At 61.9% G+C, this 12950-nt stretch carries 7 protein-coding genes; 1 reads left to right on the top strand and 6 read right to left on the bottom strand.

All coding sequences use genetic code 11. The features are described 5' to 3' along the window. Positions 1–26 precede the first annotated feature (26 nt). The 4 genes from ACUN0E_RS41955 to putA form a co-directional block, all read right to left on the bottom strand. A complete protein-coding gene (locus ACUN0E_RS41955) occupies positions 27–1850 on the bottom strand; it encodes a fatty acyl-AMP ligase (protein WP_445570249.1) in 1824 nt (607 codons plus the stop codon). A 35-nt stretch (positions 1851–1885) separates the two neighbouring features. After that, positions 1886–4765 carry an aminotransferase class III-fold pyridoxal phosphate-dependent enzyme gene (locus ACUN0E_RS41950; RefSeq protein WP_445570248.1) on the bottom strand — a complete coding sequence of 960 codons (2880 nt, stop codon included), beginning with the start codon at positions 4763–4765 and terminating at the stop codon, positions 1886–1888. 509 nt (positions 4766–5274) lie between these two features. Further along, positions 5275–6423 (bottom strand): branched-chain amino acid ABC transporter substrate-binding protein, encoded by a 1149-nt coding sequence (locus ACUN0E_RS41945; protein ID WP_408218669.1) that lies wholly within the window; start codon positions 6421–6423, stop codon positions 5275–5277. A gap of 168 nt (positions 6424–6591) precedes the next feature. Beyond that, on the bottom strand, positions 6592–10533 hold the full coding sequence (gene putA / locus ACUN0E_RS41940; protein ID WP_445570247.1) for a trifunctional transcriptional regulator/proline dehydrogenase/L-glutamate gamma-semialdehyde dehydrogenase: 3942 nt from the start codon (positions 10531–10533) through the stop codon (positions 6592–6594). Between the two features lie 312 nt (positions 10534–10845). Here putA and ACUN0E_RS41935 point away from each other — a divergent pair, with 312 nt between their 5' ends. Beyond that, the gene (locus ACUN0E_RS41935) at positions 10846–11019 is read left to right on the top strand and encodes a hypothetical protein (protein ID WP_408225970.1); all 174 of its coding nucleotides are present in this window, start codon (positions 10846–10848) and stop codon (positions 11017–11019) included. A gap of 103 nt (positions 11020–11122) precedes the next feature. Here the strand turns inward: ACUN0E_RS41935 and ACUN0E_RS41930 are convergent, their stop codons facing one another. Further along, positions 11123–11368 (bottom strand): hypothetical protein, encoded by a 246-nt coding sequence (locus ACUN0E_RS41930; RefSeq protein WP_445570246.1) that lies wholly within the window; start codon positions 11366–11368, stop codon positions 11123–11125. Further along, positions 11368–12798 (bottom strand): YeiH family protein, encoded by a 1431-nt coding sequence (locus ACUN0E_RS41925; RefSeq protein ID WP_445570245.1) that lies wholly within the window; start codon positions 12796–12798, stop codon positions 11368–11370. Before ACUN0E_RS41925 ends, ACUN0E_RS41930 begins: the two co-directional genes overlap by 1 nt. Between the last annotated feature and the right edge of the window lie 152 nt (positions 12799–12950).

The raw sequence follows: 12950 nt of genomic DNA, 5'->3' as shown, positions 1-12950 counted from the left end.
CCTCCTGGGAAAATAAGCGAACGGGTTCAGGCTGGCATCGCATGCCGAGGAGGCTCAGCGACGCCCTGCTCCATACAGGCGAATCGAGGGTTCATCCATTGCGAGATCACCTGCAGGCGTCCTTCCAGAAACTGGGTACGGCACGGCCGGCGTGACAGCTTGCCGCTCGTCGTTTTGGGAATGGTTCCGTTCGCGATCAGCACGATCGCGTAGGCCTGAATTCCGTGTTGCGAATAAATGACGTCACGCATGCGTGCGGTAATTTCGTCAGATCGTGCTTCGTCGCGACGTCCGACTTCCTGCACGAACACGAGATGATCTTCGTTGCCCGCGGTAATGCAGAAAGCAATGCCGCATCCTGGGCGAACTGCGTCATGGCAAAGATCGATCGTGCGTTCGATATCGTGGGGATAGTGATTGACGCCGCGAATGATGATCAGATCCTTGAGCCGGCCGCTGACATAAAGCTCGCCGTTATGCATGAAACCAAGGTCGCCCGTGCGCAGGTATGCATGATCACGCCCAGCAATGTGACCGTCGAATATGCCCGCTGTCCCGGGTGTGCTGCGCCAATACCCCGACGTCACAGAAGGCCCCGCCACCCATATTTCTCCGACACGTCCTTCGCTCAACTCGAGCACGGAATGCGGATCGACCACTCGCAGATCGAGGTCCGTTGCAACCTCGCCGCAACTCACAAATTCACTCACCGATGGATCCGCCAAGGCACCCTCGCGCACTACTGCACGGGCTTCGTTTGCATAAGCGACGCTATCGATGGTCAGCGTGCGGGGCGGCTCGTCGCGGCGTTTGCCGGTAACGAATAGCGTTGTTTCCGCCATGCCGTAGCACGGATAGAACGCTGCACGCCGGAATCCGCGTGCACCGAAGCGTTCGGCGAAACGGTTCAGCGTGTCGGCTCGTACCGGTTCCGCGCCCGAGTAGGCGAGCTGCCAGCTAGACAGGTCGAATGCGGCCAGTGCCTCCTCAGGGATCTTTTCGATGCATAGCTCGTAGGCGAAATTGGGCGCGCCGCTCACCGTGCAGCGCCGTTTCGACAACTCGCCGAGCCACCGTTCCGGCCGGCGCAGGAACGAGGCGGGTGCCATGAAACTGACCGGCACGCCTGCACAGAACGAGCCGAGCATTGCGCCAATCAGCCCCATGTCGTGATATGGCGGCAACCAGGTCAGATGGTGATCGTCAGGCCTGAATTGCAAATGCAACGCGATCAGGTAGACGTTGTGCAACAGGTTGCCGTGCGTGACGATCACGCCTTTTGGCGTGCCCGTGGAGCCCGACGTATATTGCAGAATCGCCACACGGTCTCGAGTCACACCTGGATCGCGCCATGCGTCTTCGAGATGACCCAGCGCGGCATCGGTGACTAGCCAGCGCAGGCGGCCAGGTGGCCCGGCCCGGTCACCGACCAGCTCAAGCACCGCCCCCGTTGTCAGCGCCGCGCTGGCGCCGCAATCTTCCGCAACGGCGGCAAGCCGGTCGCGCAGGCGCGGATTAAGCGGTGGATAGGCTGGCACGCCCACCATCCCCGCATAGAGACAGCCGAACAACGCACATAGATAGTCGAGCCCCGCCGGGTAGAGCAGCAAGACGCGATCACCCGGTTTGCCCGAAGTCTGCAGTAGCGCGGCTATGCGCCTTGCCCGCTGGTCTAGCTGTTGGTACGTCATCGCCAGGTCTTCCGGCCGAGCGCCCGCGTAGTCGATAAAAGTGAACGGCATGGCGCCCGGTGCGGTATCGGCGTAGTTACGCACCACCTCGACGAGGCTCGCACTCCGGTAGGGGTCGGGTGGAACGAGAAGCTTAAGCGGTAGGCTAGAAGCAATCATGGGAACTCCTCGAAATGTCGATGCCGATGCTCGACTCAAACGAGCGCCGGCGAAGGCTGTGCGGTGGAATCGATGAATCGCTGCAGATTAGTGCGGGCGAGTGGCTGACCGAAACTCTGCAACCCCGCGAGTGAAAATCCGTGTTTGCGTGCGAGTTGTTGCTGCCGCGCGATCTCGTGCATATTCAGCGTATCGCCGATGCTGGTGGTTTCGAAACGCCCTTCAAGGGCGAGCAGCATGGTCTCGGCCATGCAGGCGTACGACGTACCGGGCGCGATGCCGTACGGTCCGATCCGCGGTGAACCGGGTAGTGCAATAATCCCGCCGTCGATCACGAGCACATCCTGACGACGCTCGGCAACCGACGCCGGGATCGAGCGAGGTCGGGAAATGTCGCACACAATGCTGCCAGGTCGTAGCAAGCTCGCCTCGATGACGTCGCCGGGAAAACTGGTGGCAGCGAGCACCACGTGTGCCGAACTCAACGAAGCGATGTCGCCGGTCAGGCAGAGCGCCCTTCGCTCTTCGAGCTGCCTAATAAGTTCATCAGCATGTGACGAGCCCAACTCCGCGGCGATCTGCGTGATTTGCGCGGCAATGGAGCCGGGACGAAGCGCTTGCTCGGATGACAAGAGGGCGTCCTGCACGATCATGCGAGCGACACGCAGGAGCCGCGCCCGACCGACTTCGTACGTGTGAGATGGATTGCCGACAAGGAGAATGCACGCGGCCCGCCGCGACAGCAACGTCGCCATGCACGAACCAATCGCACCGGCGGCGCCGACGACCGCGGCCGCGCTTCGATCCCACTGACGACCGGTGCGGCGGATCACGTCGTCCAGCGCCTCGATACCGGCCACGACGGTGTACGAGTTGCCCGATGTCAACGGCACGTCCGGATTCAGCAACTGCACGCCTCCGCCGCTGACAACCGAGGTGTAAGCGCCCAGTCCGACAATCTGCGCGCCCCGCTTGCACGCGAGACGGATGCCCTTGTTCAGCACCTCGATGGCCTCGCGCTGTGGCAGGCGTTGCAATTGTGCGGCGGTATGGCTGATCATGATGAAGTCACCTCGAGCCTTCGCGCCGGTGCGAGATTCGACCTGCACGGTCGACCCAACGACAGGATCGATCATCCCGTCCATGCTTTGCGCAAACTCGTTCAGCTCCTCGGCCGAGAGCAGGCTGAGACTCTGGTCGTAGTCCGCGTAACTCTGCGGGTCGAGTGGATGAAGCAGAAACGCGAAGTGATGTTCATTGCACGAAGCCGGAAGGGCGGCGGGTGACGGCGTGCGCGATTGGTTGGCATGCCGCGCCTCGACTGCCTCGCAGGCCGGCGGCTCGCGCCGAAGCAGTGCGCGATAAAAGGCACCCGTATTGCGGCTGGCCAACACCTTCAACGTGCGCCCGAGCGCATCAGCCGCCATGTCGCAATGCTCGCGCGTTGTGGTAAGCGGAGGTTGAACGCGCAGCACGTCACCCCGGTTGAGGGTAGGCGCAAAGCGCACCCGTTCGACGTTGAGCAGGTAGCTGGCGACAAATTGCGCCAGCTCGCCTTCCTGAGCTGCAATGCCGAGAAAGTTTTCCGGCCAGCGCGTGCGATCCGAGCTGAAACGAACACCCAGCATGAAGCCTTGCCCGCGTATTTCTTCAATCAGTTCGGGATAGCTCTCGCGCAGCGCTTCGAGCCGTTGTTTCAGATAGGCCCCTTCCGTACGGACATGGTGCAGCAACTCGCCCTCGTTGCGCGTCAGCCTGTCCAGCGTGGCGAGGGCTACGCGCGACGCAAGCGCATTGCCCGCGAACGTCGACGAATGTTTCAGCGCAAATTTCTCGCGGTAGACGGCCTCAGTGCAAAGCGTGGCGCCAATGGGAACGAGACCACCGCCCAAAGCTTTCGACAACAGCAAAATGTCGGGGCGCACGCCTTCGTATTCACAGGCGAACATGGCGCCAGTGCGGCCGAGCCCGGTCTGCACTTCGTCGACAATCAGCAAGACGCCGTGCCGGCGGCAGATCGCTTCGACTTCGGCCAGATATCCCTTTGGCGGTACATGCACACCACCCTCGCCCTGAATCGGCTCGACAATGAAGGCCGCGTACGCGTCAGCACAGGACGCGAGATGCGCTTCCAGCGCGTTGGCATTGCCGTACTCGATGTAGTCGAAGCCCGGGATCGGCAGACCGAAATGGGACTGATAATCGGGCTTGCCAGTGGCCGACAAGGCGCCGAACGTTTTGCCGTGGAAGGAATTTCGAGTAGAGAGAATACGTGTGCGACCGGTTGCGTGACGCGCCATTTTGAGCGCCGCCTCCACCGCCTCGGCGCCGCTATTGGATAACGTCACGTACCGAAGCCCTGACGGTGCAAGTCCGATCAGTCGTTTCGCAAGCAGCCCAGCCGATACGAGAAAAGAAGGTTGCGCAAAGACCGGCTCGGCTTCCTCACGCAGCGCATTAACCGCATCCCAGATTATTTTCGGATGGTGACCGAACGGGACGGCCCCGTATTGCGCCAGAAAATCGAGGTACTGGTTGCCGTCCTCGTCGTAAAGAAATGGCCCATCTGCCCGGACGAAAGACCGGTCGATTTTCAATTGCTGCAGCTTTTGCGCGAGCCAGGGGTTCACGAACTGTTCATACGGCCGACCACGCGTCGACCCGGCCCTTGACCGCTCCGCCAATTCGAGCAGCGCTTGCGTGAGCTCGTCAGAGTTGCTGACGCGCTCGAGAAAATCCGCGGGAATCGAGATGCCGCACCAGCGCTCCAAAGAGCAGACCAAGTCCGCCCCGGACAGCGAGTCAATACCAAGATCGGCCAGGCTCGCGGTCGTGCCGTCCCATTCGCTGTTGAAGTGCTCTCGCGTATAAGCGATCAGCCACTGCGTTACTTCGTACTTCGTCTTGATCGACACTCCACACTCCATTTCTCTCACTGCACCTATAAAGGTGAGCGTGCTTTAGGCGCCGCTTCGTCAGATAACCGGGACGATATTTCTCTCAATCATCTATTATTAGAAATGCAAATTAACTTATTCGTACATCTGAACTGGCAGATGAAGACTAACCGCCTAGCCGCTTAAGCGTAAATCAGACGGTTAGACATGGATCAAACAATCGGCAGCTATGCGGAAAATGTATCCCCTAAATAAGGAAGAAGACACGCCGCAGAATATCGGTGTGCTTAATAAAGCAGGGCCTCTTTTTTTCGAAAATGCCAATCGATAAGCACGCATTAAAACGCGCTTTATTCATTGCGCATAAAAGGCCGTGGCTCGAGGCAAAAAAACCCCACAAGCCAAATCGGCTCATGGGGTGTTTTCAGATGTTTCGATTGGAACGGGTGTGAAACGCGTACGCCGTCCAGTTGGAATACGCGCCGCTGCAGAACCGCGCGGCGCGCGATGCCCGTGTCGAAGGCGGCTTACTTCCCGCCCACGCTTTGCAGCGTCGTCCACTTGCCGTCGACAACCTTGTACAGCGTGATGCCGCCGTTCTTCAGGTCGCCCTTGCCGTCGTACGCGAGGTTCGCTGCCGTCACTGCCGGCATCGAGGTCTTCGCGAGCAGCGGCAGGTACTTAGCCGGATCGGTCGAGTTAGCCTTCTTCATGGCGTCGAACATTGCCATTGCGCCGTCGTAAGCGTACGGCGAGTACGTTTGCACGTCTTCGTTGAAGCGCTTCTTGTACTTCGCGACGTAGTCCTTGCCACCCGGCATTTCTTCCAGCGGGAGGCCGGCGAGCGATGCCACCGTGCCGTCAGCGGCGTTACCCGCGAGCTGGATGAAGGTCGGCGTGTGAACCATTTCGCCGCCCATCAACGGAGCCTTGATGCCCAGTTGCTTCATCTGCTTGACCATCGGTGCCGCTTGCGAATCCGCACCGCCGTAGTACACCAGATCCGGGTTGACCGACTTCAGCTTGGTCAGGATCGACTTGAAGTCGACAGCCTTGTCGTTCGTGTATTCACGATCGACGATCTGACCGCCTGCTGCCTTCGCTGCTTTTTCGAACTGATCTGCCAGACCCTGGCCGTAAGCCGTGCGGTCGTCGACGATCACGATCTTCTTCATGCCCAGAGTCTTCACCGCGAACGTGCCGGCGACCGAACCTTGCTGCGTGTCGGACGTCATCATGCGGAACGTGGTCTTGAAGCCTTGTTGCGTGTACTCAGGCGCCGTCGCCATGGCGATTTCGGGGATGCCCGCGTTCGCATAGATGCGCGAAGCCGGAATCGTGGTGCCCGAGTTGAAGTGGCCGAGCATGCCCTTGATGCCGTCATCCACCAGCTTCTGTGCAACGGTCGTACCGGTGCGCGGGTCAGCCTGGTCGTCGGCCGAATCCAGCACGAAGCGAACCTGCTTGCCGCCGATCACCGGCTTGGTTGCGTTCATGTCTTCCACAGCCAGCGTGATGCCGTTCTGGAAGTCCTTACCGTAGTGCGCCTGTGCGCCCGTCATCGGACCGGCAAAGCCGATCTTCACGTCTTCGGTCGATTGAGCGTTGGCCGTCCCCGCCAGCGACATTGCCGCAACCAGTGCTGCGCCTGCCAGCTGTTTCATCTTGTGTTGCATAGCTTCTCCTTGGTACCAGGTGTGGATGGAGCGGTTTTTCGGGGTCGCCGTACCGCTTCCGTTTTAATACTGAGCGCCCCCATACCTGTCGCTTCGCGCCAGGCCCCCGAGGGGCAAGAAAATTTGGGGGCGGCCCTGCATTTTCTTGAAGTAATCGATGAGGTTCGCTCAACCGATCGTCATCAAATTCGCATTACCGCCTGCTGCTGCCGTATTCACGCTGACCGAGCGTTCCGTCAACAGACGCTCGAGCGCGTAGTCCTCATCGCCGCTTTCCAGCGCGCGCGCCGCGACGCCCTGCACCGAGACGATCGGCCCCGACCGTTTCGCAACCTCCTTCACCAGCGCCAGCAGTTCGTCGCTATCGCCTTCGAACAGCACCGCTTCGAACGGCGTGTCAGCGCTTTTCTTCACGCTTGCGTAAGACTTCAACGCGGCAGGCAACAGCGACACCAATTGTTCACCAGCCGCGCCTTCGAACAATGCGCGATTTCCCGTAGCCAGTGCCGCGGCAAACTGCACGCGCGCACCGCTCGCCGTCGATGCGATACACAGGACCGTGCCGCGTGCGCCCAACGTGTACGTGTTGCGCTCGCCAGTGGGCCCCGACAATACCGCAGTTGCGCCCGCCGGCACATGCGACAGATAACCGTCGCAGCGTGCGGCCAGCACCGGCTGCTGTTCGCCGATCAGCCAGTCACGCAGCGCCGTCAAGGCAGCGGACGGACTGTCGCTGCGATTATCCCCGTTCGAGCCCGTTTGCGGCACCTCGACGATCAACGACTGCGCCAGCGATTTCGGCAAACCAGCCGGACGCGTGGCCAGCAAACGCTGCAGATACAGCGCGCCACCTGCTTTCGGACCCGTGCCCGACAACCCTTCACCACCGAACGGCTGCACCCCGACCACCGCACCGATCACATTGCGGTTCACGTAGATGTTGCCGACATGCGCGCGGCTGATCACGTGCGCGATGGTTTCGTCGATCCGCGTGTGGATGCCGAGCGTCAGGCCGTAGCCGGTCAAGCGGATCTGTTCGAGCAGTTTGTCCAGCTGGCTGCGACGGTAACGCACCACATGCAGCACCGGGCCAAACACTTCTCGCTTCAATTCGTCGATGCTGTCGAGTTCGATCAGCGTCGGCGGAACGAACGTGCCTTGTGCGCCACCTTCCGGCATCGGCAGTTGCTCGACCTTGCGGCCTTTCTCGCGCATCGCCGCGACGTGCGCGTCGATGCCGCGCTTCGCGTCGAGGTCGATCACCGGGCCAACGTCGATCGACAGGCGATCCGGATTGCCCACCGACAGTTCGCGCATCGCGCCCGTCAGCATTTCCAGCGTGCGGTCCGCAACATCTTCCTGTAGACAAAGAACGCGCAGCGCGGAACACCGTTGACCGGCGGAATCGAACGACGACTGCAGCACGTCCGCGACCACCTGCTCAGCGAGCGCCGACGAATCGACGATCATCGCGTTCTGGCCGCCCGTTTCGGCGATCAGCGGAATCGGCTTGCCTTCCGGGTCGAGGCGGTTCGACAGCGTTCTGTTGATCAGACGCGCGACTTCGGTCGAGCCGGTGAACATCACCGCACGGGTGCGTGGATCGGCCACCAGCGCGGCGCCGACCGTTTCGCCGTCGCCCGGCAGCAGTTGCACCGCGCCCGCCGGCACACCGGCTTCGCGCAGGATACGCACGGCTTGCGCGGCGATCAGCGGCGTTTGTTCGGCTGGCTTCGCGAGCACGGTGTTGCCGGCTGCAAGCGCCGCGGCCACCTGGCCCATGAAAATCGCCAGCGGGAAGTTCCACGGGCTGATACACACCACGGGACCGAGCGGGCGGTGCGTATCGTTGGAGAACTCGTTGCGGATCTGCATCGAGTAATAGCGCAGGAAGTCGATCGCTTCGCGGATTTCCGCGACCGCGTTCGCCAGCGACTTGCCGGCTTCGCGCACCACGAGACCCATCAGCGTATGCATCTGCGCTTCGAGCAGATCGGCGGCACGCGCGAGGCAATCGGCGCGCGCATCGACCGGTGTGGCTTGCCAGATCGGTGCGGCGGCGACCGCGTGTGCCAATGCGGCGCTCACGTGTTCCGATGTTGCTTCGACGACCGTGCCGACGAGGTCGCGATGATCGGCCGGGTTGCGCACATCGCGTGCGACGCCCACCGCGATCTCGTTGTCTTCGAGCATCGGCGTGGCCCGCCACGGATGATGCGCGCTCGCCAGCAATGCCGACGACAGCGACGCCAGACGATGTTCGTTCGACAGATCCAGACCCATCGAATTGAGACGCTCGGCGCCAAACAGATTGCGCGGCAGCGGAATCTTCGCGTGCGGCGCGCCGAGCGGGACGACCTTCGACGCTTCGTCGACCGGATCGGCGATCAGGTCCTTGATCGCGACGCTTTCGTCGGCGATGCGATTCACGAACGACGTGTTCGCACCGTTTTCCAGCAGACGGCGCACGAGGTACGCGAGCAGCGTTTCATGCGTGCCGACCGGCGCATACACGCGGCACGGACGGTTCAGCTTGTCGCGACCGGTGACTTCTTCATACAGCGGTTCGCCCATGCCGTGCAGGCACTGGAACTCGTACTGGCCCGGGTAGTAATTGTTGCCCGCGAGGTGATAGATCGCCGACAGTGTGTGCGCGTTGTGCGTCGCGAATTGCGGATAGACAGCATCCGGCGCGCCGAGCAGCTTCTTCGCGCAAGCGACGTAGGACACATCCGTGTAGATCTTGCGCGTGTAGACCGGATAGCCTTCGAGGCCGTCCACCTGCGCACGCTTGATTTCGGTATCCCAGTACGCACCCTTCACGAGCCGGACCATGATGCGGTGACGGCTGCGGCGCGCCAGATCGATCAGGTAGTCGATCACGAACGGACAGCGCTTCTGATACGCCTGCACCACGAAACCGATGCCGTTCCAGCCGGCCAGTTCCGGATCGAAGCACAGCGCTTCGAGCAGATCGAGCGAGATTTCGAGGCGGTCAGCTTCTTCAGCGTCGATGTTCAGGCCGATGTCGTAGCGGCGCGCGAGGATCGCCAGCGAGCGCACACGCGGCAACAGTTCGCTCATCGTGCGTTCCTGCTGCGAACGCGAATAGCGTGCGTGCAGCGCCGACAGCTTGATCGAGATGCCCGGGCCTTCGTAAATGCCACGGCCGCCGGCCGCCTTGCCGATCGCATGGATCGCCTGTTCGTACGAGGCGTAATAGCGCTGCGCGTCAGCTTCGGTGGTGGCCGCTTCGCCGAGCATGTCGTACGAGTAGCGGAAGCCGCGTGCTTCGTACTTGCGGCTGTTGGCCAATGCTTCGGAGATGTTCTCGCCAGTGACGAACTGCTCGCCCATCAGGCGCATCGCCATATCGACGCCCTTCCTGATCAGCGGCTCGCCGCCCTTGCCGATCAGACGCGTCAGCGCCGAGGAGAGCCCCGTTTCGCTATTGGTCGTCACCAGCTTGCCGGTGATCATCAGGCCCCACGTTGCGGCGTTGACGAACAACGACGGCGCCTGGCCGACGTGCGATTTCCAGTCGCCCTTGCTGATCTTGTCGCGGATCAGCGCGTCACGCGTGGCGCGATCGGGAATGCGCAGCAGCGCTTCGGCGAGGCACATCAGCGCCACGCCTTCCTGGCTCGACAGCGAGAATTCGTGGATCAGCCCTTCGACACCGCCGCCACGGCTCTTGGTGCGCAGCGTTTCGACCAGCTTGCCGGCCATGGCCTGCACGTCGACCGCGAGATTCGCCGGCAGACGCGCCTGGCCGACCAGGAACGGCAAGCATTCCGGCTCGGGACGGCGGTACGCAGCGGTAATAGCCGCGCGCAGCACCGATTGCGGTTGCACGTTCTGCGCAAATTCGAGGAATGGATGCGACGCACCGTCTTCCTCCTGCTCCACCGTGGCGCCATCAGCCAGATCGGCCGAGCCGGTGTGGCCCGACAATTCAGGCGGCAACTGACCGTGCTCGATCTTTTCGAGGTATGCGAAGATCGCCTGCTTGATCAGCCAGTGCGGAGTGCGTTCGAGGCGAGTAGCGGCATCTTTCAGCCGGGAACGCAGGAGGTCGTCAACCTTGACGCCGAGGGTGGTGCTAGCCATGTTTCCTTCTTCGGAGACCAGACGAATTCGCTGGCGAAAGACTAAAAGTTGAGCGAATCGTACGCTTCCCAATAAAAAGGTGCAACCATGCGCCACGCATGGTTGCACCTTCGTGAAAGCCTTGTACGGTGGGGGTTTGCGGAGGATGGCGCCGCACGTGGCGATGGCGGTTGCGATCAGTACTTTCCCTGGCGTGATTCTTTTCGCTTTTACCCTTATCAGATTGCGCGGCGTGCCGTTATACAGACATGGGTAGTCGCGGCCGCAAGGTACGCACAAAAAAACGGTACGGGGTTTTAGAGGACTGGCGAAATGGAAAAGTGGTTGGTGGTATTGGGTATCTGGGCGATGTGTGCGACTTGCGCTGTGCTGTTTATCCGCGGCGCGACAGGCGGTGGCTCGGGCAAACGCACGGCTGCGGAAAAGGGCGTACGCCCGGCGTCGCGCGCATCGGCTGGCGATGCGCGGGCAGCTTTGAACGATTAAACGGAAGACCGGCGATAGACGTAGCGCCGCCGGTTGCAACTGAAACAGCGAGCAGTGAATTTGCGCCGCCCCGGTTCAACCCGCGGCGACGCAAGCACGCACGTCAGTGATGCGGCATCAGCTTGAACTGAGCGCAGGTGTCGTCGGGCGAAACGAGCTGGTCGTGCAGACGGCATAGCCGGCTATCCGCCACACTCGCGCCAAACCCGGAACCGAACACGGCGAGGCCCGGAATGCTCTGCTCCAGTGAATGCCGATCTTCGGCGCGATACCGGCAGCTTGCACAGCGCGGCGCACACGCGTCGCCGCGTGCGTGGGCCGTGCCGGCTATGCGGACAGCCTCGCTCATCACGAGCCCTGCCCCAAGCTATTCCAGTACGGTGCGAACACGTGCGCGGACAGCGCGTAGCCGATGGCGATATTGACGACCACGCCCGCCGTAAACGCGAGGAACGGCTTCAGGCCGGTCGCCGACAGCGCACGCAGGCGCGTGGTCAATCCGATGCTCAGGAAACAGAACGTGAATGCCCACGTGCGCAGCGCGGTGACCGGTGCAACGAATTCGGGCGTGACAACCTTGCGGTAATCGGTCAACGAGTAGTGGCTGGCGATCCACGTCACCAGCGCCGACGCAATCACGAAGCCGATCACGAATTTCGGAAAACGCGCCCAGATTTCACTCGCATTGGCCTTGGCTTTAACGCCGCTGTCCTGCGATTCCCAGCGCGTCGTCGCAACGATCGCCAGCACGAATGCCCAGATACCGATCCAGATATCCCGGCCGACCACCTTCATCAGCGTGAACGCCTGCAGCGACGCCTCGGGTGCGCCGGCAATCACGCCGCCCGCGTGCTTCGCGAAGTCGCCGTAGGCTTGCGCGGCCGCGATACCCGCGGCGTCGGCGAATTCGGAGGTACCGATCCACGCGCCCGCCACCGCCGTCGATAGGCCCAACGACCGCGATGCGAACGGCAGCACGAAGATCATCACGATGGCCCACAACACGACCAGTGTGATCGCCACCGACGCCTGTTCGCGCTTGGCCCGCACCGCGCCGGCAATCGCAATCGCTGCCGACACGCCGCACACCGCGCCGCCCACGCCGAGCACGGCCGCAAACCGCCGGTCGAGGCCGAGCGCCTTGCCGACAAAGAAGATCACGAAGAACGTCACGAGCGAGACGATGGTCGCCTGCCCCACCGCGACCGGCCCCGCCCACACCAGCAAGGTGAACGGCAGCGTCGCGCCGAGCAGCACGATGCCGACCTTGATGTAAAACTCCACGCGCAAACCCGCTGAAAACCACTCGGGCAACTTGAATACGTTGGAAATCAAAAGACCAAGCGCCAGCGCGACGAGCGGCGGCTCAAGGTTGTATTTCGACGCGTTGACCCACGCGCCCAGCGTGAAGATCAGCGCCGATGCAATGAACAGGATCAGGAACGACGCCAGAAAAGCGCCGACCCGCTGTTTCAGCGCAGCGAGACTCACGCCGAAGAGCAATGCGAACGCGACGAACAACGCGACATAGTTCGGCAGATGCTTGCCGATGTCCTGCGCGGCCTGTCCCACGCTCGACCATTTGACCGGCGCCACCGCCAGCCACTTGATGCTGCTGCCCGAGGCGAACAGCGCCCAGGCAATCACGATCACCAGCAGGCCGACCCAGACAGCCCACCAGTCTTCAGTCGAAAAGAGTCCGCCACCGTGCGTGCTGTGGCCGCTGCGCGGTTTGCCGGGCGCGGCGCCGGTAGGCAGCGTCTGGTTGGTATCGCTCATCGCAAATGCCCCGAGAAAGTTAAGGTGCATCGGCGCGGGATTTTTGAGTTTTGCCTGAACATGCGCCGATTCGGCGAAATATAGGCGAGCGACGTCGCAAAGCGAAACGACCATTCGCTCTATGAATATGACTTAAAGGAGTAACGCCGCGA

It is taken from the genome of Paraburkholderia sp. D1E (assembly GCF_052682275.1).
Note: the sequence above shows the minus strand (reverse complement) of the source record. Positions and strands in the feature narration are given on the sequence as shown.

Bases quoted from the DNA above. Each gene is read 5' to 3' on its own strand.
- ACUN0E_RS41955 (WP_445570249.1), bottom strand. From the start codon at position 1,850: ATGATTGCTTCTAGCCTACCGCTTAAGCTTCTCGTTCCACCCGACCCC.
- ACUN0E_RS41945 (WP_408218669.1), bottom strand. From the start codon at position 6,423: ATGCAACACAAGATGAAACAGCTGGCAGGCGCAGCACTGGTTGCGGCA.
- putA (WP_445570247.1), bottom strand. From the start codon at position 10,533: ATGGCTAGCACCACCCTCGGCGTCAAGGTTGACGACCTCCTGCGTTCC.
- ACUN0E_RS41935 (WP_408225970.1), top strand. From the start codon at position 10,846: ATGGAAAAGTGGTTGGTGGTATTGGGTATCTGGGCGATGTGTGCGACT.
- ACUN0E_RS41930 (WP_445570246.1), bottom strand. From the start codon at position 11,368: ATGAGCGAGGCTGTCCGCATAGCCGGCACGGCCCACGCACGCGGCGAC.
- ACUN0E_RS41925 (WP_445570245.1), bottom strand. From the start codon at position 12,798: ATGAGCGATACCAACCAGACGCTGCCTACCGGCGCCGCGCCCGGCAAA.